This window comes from Microbacterium profundi (assembly GCF_000763375.1).
In the GTDB taxonomy this organism is placed as follows: domain Bacteria; phylum Actinomycetota; class Actinomycetes; order Actinomycetales; family Microbacteriaceae; genus Microbacterium; species Microbacterium profundi.
Map to the genome: position 1 here is coordinate 329,438 of NZ_JPSY01000001.1, position 16,306 is coordinate 345,743.

The window sequence follows — 16,306 nt, forward strand, 5'->3', positions numbered from 1 at the left end:
GAGAACGATTCGGCAACGCCTTCGAACGGCGTGTCGTTCGTCATGCCCGTGCTGAACGAACGCGCCTACCTTGAGCACGCCGTCGCCTCGGTGCTCGAGCAGGAACTGGAGGGCCCCGCGGAGCTCGTCCTCGCACTCGGGCCCTCGACCGACGGGACGACCGAACTCGCGCAGCGCCTCGCCGCGCATGACGAGCGCATCCGCCTGGTCGACAACCCCGATGCGCACATCCCCGTCGGTCTCAACGCCGCGATCCGTGCCAGCCGCTTCCCGACGATCGTCAGGGTCGACGCGCACTCGGAGCTCTCCCCCGGCTACGCGCACCGTGCGCTCGCGACCCTTCGCCGTACCGGTGCCGCCAATGTCGGCGGTGTGATGCGGGCCGACGGACGAACCCCGTTCCAGACGGCTGTGGCCCGCGCCTACAACTCTCCCATCGGACTCGGCGGCGGCGCCTACCACGGCACCGCTCACGAGGGCGAAGCCGAATCCGCGTACCTCGGGGTCATGCGCCGCGACGTCCTCGAGGAGGTCGGGCTCTTCGACGAATCGATCCGTCGCGGTGAGGACTGGGAACTGAACCTGCGCATCAGACAGGCCGGGCACAGGGTGTGGCTCGATCCGCAACTGTCAGTGACCTACTGGCCTCGCGAGAGCTGGTGGCGTCTGGCGCGTCAGTTCCGTGCCACCGGCGCCTGGCGAGGCGAACTCGTCCGGCGCTACGGGCGCAGCAACGGCCTGCGGTTCTTCGCGCCGCCGGCGCTGGTGCTCAACGTCGCACTCGCCCTGATCGTGGCGGTGCTGCAGCTGACCGGCGTTCTGAGCGGCGTCTGGTCGATCGTGGCGTCCGTCGTCTATCTGCCCCTGGTCGCCTACCTCCTGCTCGTCATCGCGATGGCACTGCGCCCGGGAGGCGGCAGAACCCCGCGCGAGCGCATCTGGACGCTCGCGGTGCTTCCGACCATGCATCTGGCGTGGGGTGCGGGCTTCCTCGTCGGTGTGCTCCGCGGCGCCCGCGGCACCGTCGACGCCTCGCGCCTCGGTACGCAGAACACGCCGCTGCCATAGGCGCGGCGTGTCACGCGTCGACGAAACCGAGATCCAGCAGCCGCGAGACCACACGCTCCGCAGCATGCCCGTCGTCGAGCGAATTGAACTGCCTGCGCCACGCGGCGTACCGCTCGGCGAAGAATCCGGGCAGCGATTCGTCCATGAGGGCGTCGGAGAGCTCGTCCTGCGTCGTGACCAACGGCCCAGGCGCGCGTTCGGCGAGATCGAAGTAGAAACCGCGCAGCTCACCGCGATAGTGGTCCAGGTCGGGAACCATGAAGTACATCGGCTTGCCGGTCACGCTGTAGTCGAACATGACCGAGGAGTAGTCGGTGATGAGTGCGTCGGCGACCAGCAGCAGCCGGGCCGTGTCCGGATAGCCGGTCACGTCGATCACCCGAGCCCCGGACTGGTCGCGCCCAGGGCGCAGGGTACGCGAGTGTCCGCGCACCAGCACCACAGCATCCGTCTGCTCTGCGAGCAGCTGCGGGTCGACGAAATCGACGATCTCGCTGCGGTCGTCGCGCCAGGTCGGCGCGTACAGCAGCACCCGCTCGTCGGGACCGACGCCCAGCGCCCTTCGCGTCGCCGATCCGTCGTCCGTCGTGAGCACGTCGTTGCGCGGGTAGCCGTCGGTCCAGATCGGCTTGCCGAAGAACGCGTACGCCTTCTTCAGGATCCGTTCGGAGTAGGTGTTCTGCGCGAGCAGCACATCCCAACGGCGCGATTCCTTCACGACTGCGGCCATGCGCCTGGGGTCGAACCCGCGCCGGTGCAGCGCGAGACGCTTCAGCGGAGTGCCGTGCCACGTCTGCAGCACCTTCTGGCCCGCCTTGCGCGCGAAGCGGCGCCGCATCCAGTCGTTCACGATGAGCAGCCGTGCTGCTCCCCGCGCGCGCCACCACTCGGGACTTCCCTCGACCACGGCGATCGCGCCCTCCGGGACGGCGATCGACATGTCGACGACGCTCCAGTACCTGGTGACGTTCGGGGCGCGTGCCGCGAGCTCGCGGTCGATCGCCCGCGGGTTGCAGCCGACGCTCTGCCCGTAGAAGCTCTCGAAGAACACGGCGTTCTCGTCGCCGCCGGACTGAGCGACGTAGCGCTCCTCCAGCGTCGACTGCCCCTCGCTCGTCTCATGGATCAACGCGAGCGGAGCGGCGATCTCGACATGGGCGCCGTGCAGTGCTATCCGGATGCTCGCGAGCAGCGAAGGGCCGATCTCGACGTCATCGAGATCGACGCCGGCGACGCTCAGCGCGTACGATCCCGATGGCAACGGCAGCTCTTCACTCCCCCAGCGGATGCTGCGAAGCGGAATGATCGCCTTCCAGGTCTTGCCCCCACCGGTGATCCTGCCCACCGCACGCGCCCGCGGCCCTTCGAGCGTCGCCGTGGTCGGCTTCGGCCCCGTGCCTGCGATGACCAGCGTCTCCGCCTGCTCATCGATCCGGGCAGTCGTCATCGTGCTCCCTTCGGCGCGGGGATTCCCCGCTGGCGGATCGCCTGGTACACCCGGCGGCTGTTGCGTCCGTCGCGGTATGCGTGCATCTGTGCGCTGAGCGTACTGGATCGCGTGGAACGCGCGGCGAACGCATCGGGGTCCGCGAGCAGGGCGCCGAGCTGCTCGAGCAACTCGGTCCAGTCCGTCGCCGCGTCAACACCGGCGACGTCTTCGTACCGCCCGTAGAAACCGCGCGTGCGGGCGTAGTCCGCGGCATCCGGTGCGAGATACAGCACCGGCATCGCCAGAAGCCCGACGTCGTAGGCCAGCGACGAGTAGTCGGTGATGAGCGTGTCGAACCCCGCCAGCGCGGGAGTGATGTCGGAGACGAGGTCGGATCCCAGCATCCGCACTCGGGCGCTCGGCAGCGACGGCTGATACGCGCCGGCTCCCAGCGGATGGGACCGGATGAAGAGCACGGCGTTCTGCGACTCGAGCAGGGTGATGATGCGCACCCACTCCGAGGCGGTCGGCACGGCGACGTCATCGCCGCCGTCGCGCCAGGTCGGTGCGTACAGGAGTGCGCGGGCGCCCTCGGGTAGCGGGCCGGATGCGGCGTCGAGCAGAGCGGATGCCGTCTGCCGCCGCTCTTCGTCGGTGCCGGTCGACAGCACGTCCACGCGCGGCTCGCCGGTGACGACGACGCGCGCATCGCCCAGTGCGAACGCGGATTCGAGCCGGCCCCGCGAGCGATCGGATGCCGCGGGCAGCACGCGGATGCGCTGTGCGGTGCGGCGGTACAGCAGGCCGACCAGACGGCGAAGGAGGCCGGCGCCTGGAACGTTCGGAACCTGCGTGGTCGCGGGCGAGTCGAGCCCGATGCGCTTGAGCGGAATGCCGTGCCACAGCTGTACGACGAAGCCGCCTGAGACGGCGTACCGGTTCACGTCACCGAGACCATGTGTCACGACGAGGACGCCGGCTCGTGCGGTGGCCCACCAGCCCCGCAGCGACGACTTCGAGATCGTGGGGATGCCGAGGGCCGCGGCATCCGCTCGTTCGCGAGGAGAGGAGACGAGCCAGACGGCGTCGTGCCCCTCGGCCGTCGCGAGCGTCCACAGCGCCAGCGCGCCGTCGCCGATGCCCGCGCCGCAGCCGAACACCCAGCGCTGCCCGCGGGGCACGATGGCAGCGCCTATTCCGCCGACGGCATACAACGGGATGCGAAGAAGCTTGGCCGCATTGCCGGAGCCGAAGGAGAAGGACGCCACCCCGCGAGCCTATCGCGGGGTGGCGTCCTTCTCTGGGAAACGGGTGGCGTCAGAGGCTGAGCTCTCCCAGTTTCACGTCGATGTCGTACGACTTGCCGTCGCGGACATATGTGAGCTTCGCATCACTGCCGGCCGCTGCTGCACGCACCTGGGCGGTGAGGTCGGTGGCACTCGCGATCGGTGCGCCGTTGAAGGTGGTGACGATGTCCCCCTCGCTCAGACCCGCGGACTCGGCCGCACCGCCGCTCACCGGAGTGTCGGCGATGTACGCGCCGGCCACCTCGGATCCTTCCACGGAGGAGGCGTCTCTGACAGAGGCGCCGAGCAGACCGTGCGTCGCGGCGCCATCCTCGATGATCTCCTCGGAGATGCGCTTGGCGACGTTCGACGGAATCGCGAAGCCCACCCCGATCGAACCGGACTCCTCGGAACTGCCGGCTGTCGCGATGGCGACGTTGATGCCGATGAGCTTGCCCTCGCTGTCGACGAGCGCACCACCCGAGTTCCCGGGGTTGATCGCGGCATCCGTCTGGATCACCGCGATCGAGATCGACTCGGTCGCGTTCTGGGTCTCGGTGCCCGGAAGGTCGAACTGGAACGGACCGCCCTCCTGACCGGAGTCGCCGCCGTCGTCCTGGCTGTCCTGATCCGCCGAGTCCGGAAGGGCGGACGATGCGATCTGGATGCTGCGGTTCAGCGCACTGACGATGCCGGTGGTGACCGAGTTCGAAAGTCCGAGAGGTGCACCGACGGCGACCGCCGTGGAGCCGACGTTGAGCTCGGACGAATCCGCGAACTCGATCGGTGTCAGGTCTTCCGCGCCCTCGAGCTTGATGACCGCGAGGTCGTAGATCGGGTCGGTGCCGACGATCGTGGCGTCGTAGATCTGACCGTCGGAGCCCGTCACCCTGATGGCGGGATCCGCGGCCGCGCCGCCGAGGGTGACGACGTGCGTGTTCGTGAGCACGTAGCCGTCCTTGCTGAGCACGACGCCTGAGCCGCTGCCCGATCCTTCCTGGCCAGCGACCTCGAGCGTGACGACGGAGGGCAGCACGGTGGTCGCGATCGCGGTGGTCTCGTTCACGGAACCCGGGTTGTTCACGGTGATCGTGCCGGTCCCGGTCGCAGTGGAGCCGACCGGTTGCGACCAGAGGTTGTTGCCGAGGTAGCTGCCGCCGAGTCCGGCTGCGCCTCCGACGAGCGAGGCTGCGACGATGAGTGCGGCCACCTTGCCTGCGCCGAACGGCTTCTTCTCCTTGGTCTTCGTCACGGTCTGCACCGCAGCGCCCTCCGCGGCGGCCGGAACGCCCGTGGCAGGTGTGGAGATGCCGAACGCGGCACCGGGCGCCTGGGGCCCCTGAGAGGTCGGCGCGTGGTACGACGCGAACGCCGCCGGCATGTCATGGCCGGCACCACTGCCGCCCCGCTCCTGCGGCGCAGGCTGCTCGGGTGACGCGGACTCGTTGGTGTTCTTGTCTTCGTTCATGGTCTGCTCCTTCAACAAGTTCAGACTGCCGCTCGTAGCTGTGCGTTCGATATGGCCGCGGTGAGTGTCGGCTATGGCCTTAGCCTGGTTTGCATGAGTGGTATTCCCGGCGCCTGGCGGCGCACCGCGGCAGGGGCCGGCCTGCTGTCTCCCGACGGCGCCGTCGCGCCCACCATCTTCGCAGAGATGTCTGCGTCCGCGATGAGAACGGGCGCGATCAACCTCGGGCAGGGATTCCCCGATGAGGACGGCCCTGCCGAAGTTCTCGAAGCCGCCCGTGCCGCCATCTCGCAGGGCGTGAACCAGTATCCGCCCGGGCGCGGATTCGCAGATCTTCTGGAGGCGATCAGCGAGCACCAGCGCCGCTTCTACGGGCTTTCGGTGGACCCCGCGACAGAGGTGATCGTGACCGCCGGTGCGACAGAAGCACTGACGGCGACACTGCTGGCGTTGATCGACTCCCCGGACGACGAGGTCGTCGTGTTCGAGCCGTATTACGACTCGTACGCGGCAGCGGTGGCTCTCGCCGGTGCGCGGCTGCGCACCGTTCCCCTGCGCCTGCCGGATTTCCAGCCGGACCTCGAGGTGCTCGCAGCATCCGTCACCGACCGCACGCGGCTCATCCTCGTGAACGACCCGCACAACCCGACCGGGGTGGCGTTCTCGCCGGAGGTGAAGGCCGAGGTCATCCGCCTCGCGCACCTGCACGATGCGGTCATCGTCACCGACGAAGTGTACGAGCACCTCACGTTCACCGCGCCCCACGTGCCGATCGCCACGCTGCCGGGCGCCGCGGAGCGCACGCTGACGATCTCCTCCGGAGGCAAGACGTTCTCGGCGACCGGTTGGAAGATCGGCTGGATCCACGGTCCCGCCGATCTGATCACCGCCGTGCTGACCGTCAAGCAGTACCTCACGTACGTGAACGGATCGGCATTCCAGCCGGCGATCGCCGTCGGCCTGCGCTTGCCGGACACCTTCTTCGCGGATGCCGCTGCCACCCTTGCGCGCAAGCACGAGATTCTCGGGGCGGGCCTTCGTGATGCCGGATTCGAAGTGATCGCGCCGCAGGGCGGATACTTCACGGTCGCAGATGCGTCAGCACTAGGCGGGGCGGATTCGATGGCCTTCTGTCGGGCGCTGCCGGACACGGCCGGCGTGGTCGCGATCCCATTGGAGGCGTTCGTGAGCGAGGAGCACCGCGGCGACTACGCCGGGCTCGTGCGATTCGCCGCCTGCAAGCGCGTCGAGGTGCTCGAGGAAGCTGCGCAGCGGTTGGCTGCCGCGACGTTCTGACGGCCCGGGTGAGGTTTCGACTCGCCTGCGGCTCGCTCAACCCGTTTCGTCGCGGTCGCTGCGCTCCCTTGCTCAACGCCCCGCAGACGCGAGCTGGGCGTTGACGAACATCTGCGGGGCGTTGAGCGAGCGAAGCGAGACGAAACGGATTGAGCGAGCGCAGCGCGTCGAAATCGACTCAGCGCGGGACGACGCCGTAGCGGCGCAGCCGCAGAACCGGGTTAACCTCACGGACACGGGTGACGGCATCCTTCGTGAGCTCTGCCACGGCGATGCCCTCGGCGGTGCCCACTCCTGCGATCACCACACCCTGCGGATCGACGATCTGCGAGTGCCCCACTCCGATGGGCGTCGGGTGATCGGCGGAGACGACGTAGACCGTGTTCTCGATCGCGCGCGCTGCGAGCAGCGTGGTCCAGTGATGCTCCTTGAGCGGGCCGCGCACCCATTCCGCCGGAACGACGATGACGTCGGCTCCGACATCGACGAGCGTGCGAGCGACCTCGGGGAAGCGCAGGTCGTAACAGGTCATCATCGCGATGCGCAGTCCGCCGACGTCGAGCGTCTCCGGGGCGCCGAGCTCCCCGGCCTCGATCCAGTCCGACTCGGTCTGCCCGAAGGCGTCGTACAGATGCTGTTTGCGGTACGTCGCACGCAGGCCGGCGGCATCCATGGCGACGAGCGTGTTGCGCACCCGATCCCCCGCCGATTCCACCAGGCCGGCGATGATCGTCACGTCGTGAGCGGATGCCGTCGCCTGCAGCGCACCGACGAAATCGCCGTCGAGAGATTCGGAATTCGCGGCCAGGGTCGCATCCATCGGGTCGACGAAGTAACTGGAGTATTCGGGGAACACCACCAGGCGCGCTCCCCTGACCGCGGCATCCGCCGTCAACTCCGCGATGCGGGCGCGGTTGTCCGCCCGTGAGGCTGTCGGGCTGAACTGGCAGACGGCGACGGTGAGTGCGGCGGTCTCGGACATGTCTCCATCCTCGCGCAGTTTGCCCGTGGTTAACCAGCTCCGAAACCCGTGTTAGGCTAGTAGACGTGCCGCGGGGTGGAGCAGTTCGGTAGCTCGCCGGGCTCATAACCCGGAGGTCGCAGGTTCAAATCCTGTCCCCGCAACGAGAAGCGACACAAGAAAGGCCCCTGATCTGGAGAAATCCCGATCAGGGGCCTTTCGCATTCCCCTGCGCGAGCGCCCAGGGCTGATGCGAGAAGAGTTTCCGGGGTTCAGATCGAGTTTTACCCCCGAAACTCTCCCGGCATCGCTCGCGGGATGCGCCGGTCGAGGTAGACGCCCGGAGCGGTGTGAGAGAACGGGCCCCGTATGTACGAGAACGGGCGCCCCTCGCGGGACGCCCGTTCTGCTGTACGCGGTTCTTACTCGGCGGACTCCAGAGCCAGCAGATCGGTGATCGCGGCGGTGAGGCGCTTGTCGGCCTCGGCGAACGCCGTGAGGTCGCCCGACTTCAGCGCCGCGTCGCGGTCGGTCAGCGCCTGCTGTGCGGCGGCAAGAGCCGTCTCACGTGCATCCGCGTCGGCCGGCGGCGGCGTCGTGCCCTCATCAGGATCGGTCGTGCCCTCGTCCGGAGGGTTCGTGCCGTCACCGGGGTCGACGGGCTCGACCTCTTCGTCTCCGCCGCTCGCGCCGGAGTCGCCGCCGAAGATGACGTCAAGCGCCGCAGTGAGCGTGTCTTCGAAGGCGATGCTGTCACCGAACGTGACCAGCACCTTCTGCAGCAGCGGCAGCTGAGTTCCCTCGGACGACTGCACGTACACCGGCTGCACATAGAGCAGACCGCCGCCGACGGGCAGCGTCAGCAGGTTGCCGTACTTGACCTCGGACTTGCCCAGGGTCAGCACGTTGAGCTTGTCGGCGATGGTCGTGTCGGAGTCGAACGTGTTCTGCACCTGACCTGGACCGGGCACAGTCGTGTCCGCATCGATCTCCAGCATCCGCAACTGACCGTAGCCGTCTGCCTTCTCGCCGGCAGTCGCGCCAGCATCCGAATCGACCGCGAGATAGCCCATCAGGACGTTACGACTCGTCGTCCCCTGAGAGGACGCCGGGATGAACGTCGAGAACATCGAGAAGCGCGGCGAATCCTGCCCAGGCATCTGCATCGACAGGTAGTACGGCGGCTGCAGCTGGTTGTCGTTGCGCGGGTCGTTCGGCGTCTGCCAGCGGTTGTCCTGCTGCGCGAAGGATCCGGCGGTGTCGACGTGGTAGACACCGAGGATCTCGCGCTGCACCTTGAACAGATCGGTCGGGTAGCGCACGTGGCTCATGAGGTCGGCCGACATCTCGCTGATCGGCTCGACGGTCGCGGGGTAGACCTTCTGCCAAGCCTTGAGGATCGGGTCCTCGTCGTCCCATGCGTACAGGGTCACCGAGCCGTCGTACGCGTCGACGGTGGCCTTGACCGAGTTGCGGATGTAGTTGATGTCGTCGATCGCGAAGTTCGGCGCTGCCGTGTTCGAATCGGCGATCGCATCCGACAGGCTCACGCTCGTCGAGTACGGGTACGTCGAGCTGGTCGTGTAGCCGTCGACGATCCAGACAACTCGACCGTCGACGACGCTCGGGTACGGGTCGCTGTCGAGTTCGAGGTACGGAGCGACCTTCTGCACGCGGGAGATCGGGTCCCGGTCGTACAGGATCTGGGATTCATCATTCACGAGGTCGGAGAACAGGATCTCCGCCTCCTGGAACTTCAGCGCGTACAGCAGCTTGTTCAGCGTGTTGCCGACGCTCGGGCCTCCGTCGCCATCGAAGGTGTTCTTCGTCTCGTTCGCGCCGTCCTTGCCACGCGGATAGTCGATCTCGACCGGGTCGGTGCCCTCCGGCGCGCCCACGATCGAGTACAGCGGTGAGTTCTCACCGAAGTACACGCGCGGCTCGTACTCCTCGCCTTCGGTCAGGAATCCGGAGGACGGGATGCCGCGCTCGAGGAACACCGGCTCACCCTCGCTCGTGCGCTGGTTTCCGGCAGCGGCCACGAGGCCATAGCCGTGAGTGTAGACCGCGGTGCGGTTGTTCCAGCTGTTGCTGTCGCCGAGCTTGTCGACGTTGAGCTCGCGCACCGCCACTACGGTGTCCTGCATCTCGCCGTCGATGTTGTAGCGGTCGACGTCGAGCGTCTCCTGGAACTGGTAGTAGTTGCGGAACTGCTCGAGCTGCTGCACCGTCGGGCTGATGATGCTCGGGTCGAGGATGCGGATGGATGCCGTGGTCTCGGCGTCATTGCGCAGCTGCCCCGCCTCGGCGGTGGTCTCCGCCTTGAACGGAGTCACCTCGAGGTCGGCGATGTCGTAGGCGTCCTTGGTGCCGTCGATGTTGCGCTGGTAGAACTCGGCCTGGAAGCTGTTCTGGTTCGGCTTCACCTGGAAGGTCTCGACCACCCAGGGGTAGCCGATGCCGACGACGAGCGATGCGACGATCAGCAGACCGGTCGCCACCAGCGGGAAGCGCCAGCGGCCGATGACCGCCGTGACGAAGAACAGGATCGCGACGAGCGCAGCGAGGATGGCGAGGATCGCCATGCCGGGGATCGTCGCGTTGACGCTCGTGTACGCCGCGCCGGTGATGCGATCTTCTTCGGTGACGAGCGTCTTGTAGCGGTCGAGCCAGAGGCTCGCTGCCTGGACGAGCAGGTAGAGCCCCGCGAGCACGGCCAGCTGGATGCGAGCCGGCTTCGAGATACGCAGCTCGCCCTGGCCGATGCGCACCGAGCCGTAGAGATACGACACGAGGGCTGTGACGATCAGCGACAAAAGGATCACCGCTGACACGAACGCCAGCAGGATCGAGTAGAAGGGCATCGCGAACAGGTAGAACCCGGTGTCCATGCCGAACTGCGGGTCGACCTCACCGGTCGCACCTCCGTTGAACCAGAGCCAGACCGTCTCCCAGTTGCCTGCGGCGGCGAAGCCGGCGAACAGGCCGAAGAAGATGGGCATGCCCCACATCGCCAGGCGGCGCAGCGGCTCGATGACCTCCTGGTAGCGGTCGAGCTGCGAGCTCAGTCGCACGTAGACCGGGCGCAGCCGGTATGCCAGTTGGATCACGATGAACAGCGGCACCGCCATCGCGAGGAACCCCACCACGAACATCACCGCGGTGGCGAGCCACTGCGTGGTGAGGACGTTCGCGAACTGCAACTGGTCGAACCAGAGGAAGTCCGTGTAGAGCGCGGCGAAGACGAAGAACGCAGCGATTATCGCTGCGATGATCACCAGCGAGATCGTGATGATTCGTCGGGAGGTACGGGGCGTGGCCGGATTCGGCGCCGAGGTCGTGGTCACCCTTCCATCCTATGCACGCTCTCGGTGAGCGGGCTGTGCCTGTGATGACGGTGAGGTCACGGTCCGCTCTCAGCGCAATCCCTTCGACAGGCTCAGGGAGCGGATGCCGGCAGGGTCAGGAAGCGGATGCCGGCAGGGTCAGGGAGCGGATGCCGGCAGGGTCAGGACGCGGATGCCGTGCATGTGGGCAGCGCGTCGACGTCGCCCCCGTTCGCGATCACCTCGAGCGCGTCGAGCGACTCCTCGAGCGTCGAGGTGCTGATCACCTGCAGCCCGTCGGGGACGTGCCCGACGACCTCGTCGCAGTTCGACGCAGGGGCGAGGAAGTAGTCGGCACCGGCGTCGACGGCGCCGTACAGCTTCTGGCGGATGCCGCCGATCGGGCCGACCGCGCCCGCGGCGTCGATCGTCCCGGTGCCCGCGATGTCGTTGCCGCCGGTCATCTCCCCCGGGGTGAGCTCATCGACGATGCCGAGCGCGAACATCATGCCGGCGCTGGGACCGCCCACGTTGTCGAGCTGGATCGTCACGTCGATCGGGAAGTCGTACTGAGTCGTGAGCGTCACGCCGATGAACCAGGTGTCGACGCCGTCGGTGGTGTCGAGCTCCGGAGTGATCTCGACCCCGATCTGCTGGTCTCCGCCACGGAGCACGGTGAGTTCGACCGCGTCGCCTTCAGCATCCTGGATGGCGGCTCGCAGCTCGGCTGCGCCGGTGACCTTCGTACCGTCGATCTCCGTGATGACGTCGTTCTCTTCGAGAACGCCGGCTGCGGGCGAGTCCTCGATCGCTTCCACCACCGTGACCTCGGCGCCGGTGTCGTAGCCGAGTTCGTTCAGCGCGGCTGCGGTCGCCTCGTGCTGCGAGTCGACCATCAGCGCGGCGTTTCGCTCGTCGCGATCCTCACTCGTGACTCCCTCGGGGAACACCGCGTCGATCGGGACGACTGCGCGCGACGAGTCCATCCAGGCGAGCGCCAGCTCGAACCATGAGGGCGTGCGCTCCCGGTTTCCGACGACCTGCACGGTCAGCAGGTTGAGGCTGCCACCGGTCTCGAACGTCTCTGCGCCGTCGATCGCGATGAGCGGCACCTCCTCGCCGTCCTCGCCCTTGGCAGTGCCGAGCGTGTCGTAGACCGGCCCTGGGCGCTGGATCACATACGGCGTCGGCAGGAAGGTCAGCACGACCAGTGCGACGAGCGCGACGATCAGTGCCCAGACGCCCAGGCCGACCCTGGGTGTGCGCGCGTGAGCCAAGTGGATCCTCCGTCGTTCGCGACCGGCGTACAGCGATCTGCCCGCGTCGGGGTCGCGTGCAGAATCCTGCAACTAGCGTAGATGTCACGGCTAGCGACGTGCTGAGAGGCGACCGACATGGCAGACAACGACCCCAACCCCGAGGACTTCCAGGAGTTCCTCCGGAAGATGATGTCCGGCGCGGGCGTCGGAGACTTCGACCTGAGCGCGCTGCAGAACGCCCTCGGCGGCGCGGACGGCCTCGAGATCGATCCCGCGATGATGGCGGGCCTCATGCGCCAGCTGCAGGGCGCGTTCGGCGGCGACCCGTGGGAGAACACCCTGCGCCAGGCGCTGCACATCGCGAACCGCGAAGGGCAGGGCATCACCGACGGCTCGCGCCACTCCCTCGTGGACTCGTTCGCACTGGCGAATCTCTGGCTGGGCGAGGCGACCACGATCTCGGAGCTCGCCGAGAATCCGCAGGCGATGACGCGCGGCGAATGGGTCGAGAAGACCCTGCCGGTGTGGAAGGAGATCGCCGGCCCCGTCTCCACCAGCATCGCTGATGCCCTCACCAGCGCGCTCGACACCCAGGTGCCCGACGACATGCGCGAGGCCATCCAAGGCGCCGGCCAGCTCATGCGAGGGCTCGGCTCATCGGTGTTCGCGGCGCAGTTCGGGCAGGTGCTCGGCAATCTCTCGCTCGAGGTGGTCTCCGGCGGTGATGTCGGCATCCCGGTGCTTCCGGCCGGCACGGCCGCTCTGATCCCCCAGAACATCACGGCGTTCGGTGAGGGTCTCGAGATCCCAGAGGATCAGATCCTTCTGTATCTCGCGACCCGCGAGCTGGCGTACGCGCGTGTGTACCGGCACGCGAAGTGGCTGCACCTGCATGTCATGTCGCAGATCACCGACTTCGCCCGCGGCGTGACCGTCGACGTCGAGGCGCTCGAAGACGTCGCGAGCCGCCTCGATCCCTCGAACCCCGAAGAGCTGCGTGCGGCGATCGAGGGCGGCGCTCTGCTGCCCGCGCAGACCGAGGCGCAGCGCGAGGCGCTCTCCCGTCTGGAGAACATCATCGCCATGGTCGACGGCTGGGTGGATGTCGTCACCGCCGAGGCCACTTCGCGACTGCCCGACAGCGTGCGGCTGGCCGAGGCCGCCCGACGCCGTCGCGCGGTCGGCGGGCCGGCCGAAGACGCGCTCGGTGCGCTGGTGGGGCTCAAGCTGCGCCCGCGCCGCATGCGCGAAGCATCCGCGATGTGGCAGAAGGTGACGGATGCCGTCGGCATCGCCGCCCGCGATTCGCTCTGGGACTACCCGGATCTTCAGCCGACCGCTGCCGACATCGACGACCCGACCGCGCTGATCGAGCGGCTCCAGGCTCGCGCGCGCGGTGAGGCGCCCGTGGCGGATGAGTTCGATGAAGCACTGACCCGGCTGCTGGCCGGCGACGTTTTCTCTGAGGAGAAGAAGCCGGGCGACGCCGAAGCGGATGATGCCGAGCAGGGCGATGATGAGAAGAATCAGGGCGGAGAGACCCCGGTCTGAGCGCGCGCCCTGATTCTGGCGGCCCTGAGCAACTCTGGCGGCCAGACGGACGATCTGCGACCGCCAGAGTTACGGCTGGCCGCCAGACTTGCACGCGAGCACGGCAACGGTCGCGCCGACTCGCACTGCACATCGGCCGCAGGCACGGTTTTCTCCACTGATCAGCCTCCGCCGCCCCACGGGGAACGGCCGGTGGGCAGAATCGGTGCATGCCGCCCATCACACCACCCACGCTGACGCGCCTGGACCCTGCCTATCCTCTTCTGTGGCGTGACGCCGACACTGTGCAGTTCGGCATGGAGGGCGTGGTGCGCGTCGAGGTCTCCGAGCCATGGATCGACCGATTGCTGCAGTCGCTGCGTGATGGATTCCGCCTGAGCGCCTTCGACGTGATCGCACACAGCGCCGGCGCTCCGCGCGATGGAGCCCGCGAGCTTCTCGACGCCCTCAAGCCCGTGCTGCACAAGGATCCGCCTCCGCTGCCGCGCATCTGGATCGAGAGCCTCGACATGGCCGATTCACGGATCGCGGCCCGTACCGAGATCGCCATGGTCGACGAGGGCTTCCGCACGACCGAACGCGGCACTCCGGGCGCTGTGGCCGTCGTGCTGGTGGAGGGCGCAGCATCCGCCCGCCAGCTCGCGAATCACCTGCGCGATGATCTCACGCACCTGCCGATCGCGTTCGAAGCGGGCGGTACGACGATCGGCCCGCTCGTCGAGCCAGGTCGCACGCCGTGCCTGTCCTGCCGCGACGGCCATGAGCGTGAGCGCGATGCAGCATGGCCTACGCTGCACGCGCAGCTGGTGGGGACGGCATCAGGTCCTATCACCGCCGCGCGCACGGCCGAGGCCGCAGCCCTCGCCGCACGCATCCTCGCCGAGCCCGGCCGCACGAGCAAGTGCGTACGGGTCAGCCCCGACGGCCGCCGCGTCTGGCGTTCGGTACGGTTTCACGCAGAATGCCGGTGCCGCGAGCAGTCGTTCCGATCTCCTGGAGGAATCTCGACGGCTGTCGCTCCCGTCGCCCAGCGGAATGAGACCACGACAGTGCGAGAGTTCGAGCGGCGCGCGTGATACCGACATAGGCGAGTCGCCGTTCCTCATCGATCGCGTCGAATCCGGTCGCGTATGAGATGGGCAGCGCGCCCTCCGTCCACCCCGCCAAGTGCACGTGCGGCCACTCCAGACCCTTGGCGGCATGCAGGGTCGACAGCGTCACGTTCTCGACGGTCGGCTCGTGCTGGTCTTTCGCCCTCGCCATCAACATCTCGCTGAACGACCGGAGCGTGGTCTCGCTCGGCGCCTCCTCCGCGAGACGCAGGATAGCGCGCCGTGCCTCCCAGCCGTCGCGCTGGGCTCCTCCTGCGGCCGGCGGTTCGTCGCTGAGGCCGAGTTCGCGCAGCACCTTCTGCACGTTGGAGAGGAAGCCCCGCTCGGTCGGTGCCACGGAGGCGCCGCGCAGTGCGAGCACGGCCTGGCGCACCTCCGGCATGTCGAAGAATCGTTTGCCGCCGAGCACACGCGATGCGATGCCCGCCTCGCCGAGAGCCTGTTGGATCGCGCCGGATTGCGAGTGCGCGCGGTAGAGCACCGCGATCTCGGACGGCGAGGCGCCGGCAGCGATCCTGGCGGCGATCGAGGCGGCGATGCCGGCGGCCTCGTCCGTCTCGGTCTCGTACGTCGTGACGGTCGGCGTCTCCGCAGTGAGCGACTCGCGGGCCGCGACGAGTTCGAGGGCGCCGGCGCGGCCGTTCATCAGCGCGTTGGCGGCGGCGAGGATCGGCGGCTGAGAGCGGTAGTTCGTCTCCAGCCGCACGACCGTGGCGTTCGGGTAGCGGCGTCCGAACTCGAGCAGGTACTTCTGATCGGCCCCCGCGAACGAGTAGATCGTCTGACTGGCGTCGCCGACGACGCAGATGTCGCTGCGGTCGCCGAGCCACATCTCCAGCAGGCGGTTCTGGAGTGGCGAGACGTCCTGATACTCGTCGACCGTGAAGTGCCGATACTGCTCGTGGACGGACGCGGCCACCCGCGGCTCGGCCTCCAGCATCCCGGCGCATGCGAGCAGCACGTCTTCGAAGTCGAGCTGACGACGGTCGTCCTTGAGAGCTTCGTAGCCCTGCTGCAGCGCGGCGAGCTGCTCGGTGCTGATCCGCCCGACAGAGCGTCCGAGCGCGGCGTGCTGCTCGATCGAGAGCATCGAGACCTTGCGCCATTCGATCTCGCTCGCGACGTCGCGGAGCGTGGCGGTGTCCGGACGCAGCCGCAACTGCTCTGCGGCCTGCCCGAGCACACGCACCTTGTTGTCGATGATGCTCGGCGCGGGGGATCCGGCGAGGGTCGGCCAGAAGAAGTTCAACTGCGCGAGGGCGGCCGCGTGGAAGGTACGGGCCACGACGCCTTCGATACCGAGGCCGCGCAGGCGTCCGCGGAGCTCACCCGCTGCCTTCGCCGTGAAGGTGACGGCCATCACACGACTCGGCGAATACGCTCCCGTGTCCACCCCGTGCGCGATGCGATGCGTGATGACACGGGTCTTACCGGTACCCGCACCTGCGAGCACGGCGACGGGGCCGCGCAGCACGGATGCCGCTTCCCGCTGCCGTTCGTCGAGGGCGTCGAGCGCGCTCACTTCGACTCTGCGTTCCGACGAGCCGCGC

10 protein-coding genes and 1 tRNA gene are annotated in these 16,306 nt (G+C 67.9%); 4 read left to right on the forward strand and 7 right to left on the reverse strand.

Annotated features, from left to right (window positions below):
- Positions 1-42 precede the first annotated feature (42 nt).
- Positions 43-1,068 carry a glycosyltransferase family 2 protein gene (locus JF52_RS0101585; RefSeq protein WP_052166893.1) on the forward strand — a complete coding sequence of 342 codons (1,026 nt, stop codon included), beginning with the start codon at positions 43-45 and terminating at the stop codon, positions 1,066-1,068.
- A 10-nt stretch (positions 1,069-1,078) separates the two neighbouring features.
- On the opposite strand, the gene JF52_RS0101590 is transcribed toward JF52_RS0101585, so the two are convergent.
- From JF52_RS0101590 to JF52_RS0101600, 3 genes are read right to left on the reverse strand one after another with little or no spacing between them, the layout of a single operon-like run.
- Positions 1,079-2,515, reverse strand: coding sequence for a CDP-glycerol glycerophosphotransferase family protein (locus tag JF52_RS0101590; RefSeq protein ID WP_033104774.1), 1,437 nt, complete (start codon positions 2,513-2,515; stop codon positions 1,079-1,081).
- A complete protein-coding gene (locus JF52_RS0101595; RefSeq protein ID WP_033104775.1) occupies positions 2,512-3,765 on the reverse strand; it encodes a CDP-glycerol glycerophosphotransferase family protein in 1,254 nt (417 codons plus the stop codon). Before JF52_RS0101595 ends, JF52_RS0101590 begins: the two co-directional genes overlap by 4 nt.
- 49 nt (positions 3,766-3,814) lie before the next feature.
- Positions 3,815-5,251: a S1C family serine protease gene (locus JF52_RS0101600; protein ID WP_084595460.1), complete on the reverse strand. Its 1,437-nt coding sequence runs from the start codon at positions 5,249-5,251 to the stop codon at positions 3,815-3,817.
- A gap of 93 nt (positions 5,252-5,344) precedes the next feature.
- On the opposite strand from JF52_RS0101600, the gene JF52_RS0101605 reads away from it, so the two are divergent.
- Positions 5,345-6,547 carry an aminotransferase class I/II-fold pyridoxal phosphate-dependent enzyme gene (locus JF52_RS0101605; protein WP_033106168.1) on the forward strand — a complete coding sequence of 401 codons (1,203 nt, stop codon included), beginning with the start codon at positions 5,345-5,347 and terminating at the stop codon, positions 6,545-6,547.
- A gap of 178 nt (positions 6,548-6,725) precedes the next feature.
- Here JF52_RS0101605 and JF52_RS0101610 read toward each other — a convergent pair whose 3' ends face one another.
- Entirely contained in the window at positions 6,726-7,529 is an 804-nt protein-coding gene (locus tag JF52_RS0101610; RefSeq protein WP_033104776.1) for a carbon-nitrogen hydrolase family protein, read from the reverse strand.
- 69 nt (positions 7,530-7,598) lie between these two features.
- Here JF52_RS0101610 and JF52_RS0101615 point away from each other — a divergent pair.
- Positions 7,599-7,672 (forward strand) — tRNA-Met (locus JF52_RS0101615).
- Between the two features lie 258 nt (positions 7,673-7,930).
- Here the strand turns inward: JF52_RS0101615 and JF52_RS0101620 are convergent.
- Both JF52_RS0101620 and JF52_RS0101625 read right to left on the reverse strand, forming a co-directional pair.
- Positions 7,931-10,855 carry a UPF0182 family membrane protein gene (locus JF52_RS0101620; protein WP_033104777.1) on the reverse strand — a complete coding sequence of 975 codons (2,925 nt, stop codon included), beginning with the start codon at positions 10,853-10,855 and terminating at the stop codon, positions 7,931-7,933.
- A gap of 161 nt (positions 10,856-11,016) precedes the next feature.
- Positions 11,017-12,111, reverse strand: a complete 1,095-nt coding sequence (locus JF52_RS0101625; protein WP_152594793.1) for a YlbL family protein — start codon at positions 12,109-12,111, stop codon at positions 11,017-11,019.
- A 117-nt stretch (positions 12,112-12,228) separates the two neighbouring features.
- Here JF52_RS0101625 and JF52_RS0101630 point away from each other — a divergent pair, with 117 nt between their 5' ends.
- Positions 12,229-13,644 (forward strand): zinc-dependent metalloprotease, encoded by a 1,416-nt coding sequence (locus JF52_RS0101630; RefSeq protein ID WP_033104778.1) that lies wholly within the window; start codon positions 12,229-12,231, stop codon positions 13,642-13,644.
- A 912-nt stretch (positions 13,645-14,556) separates the two neighbouring features.
- On the opposite strand, the gene JF52_RS0101635 is transcribed toward JF52_RS0101630, so the two are convergent.
- Positions 14,557-16,278 carry an ATP-dependent helicase gene (locus JF52_RS0101635; RefSeq protein WP_033104779.1) on the reverse strand — a complete coding sequence of 574 codons (1,722 nt, stop codon included), beginning with the start codon at positions 16,276-16,278 and terminating at the stop codon, positions 14,557-14,559.
- Between the last annotated feature and the right edge of the window lie 28 nt (positions 16,279-16,306).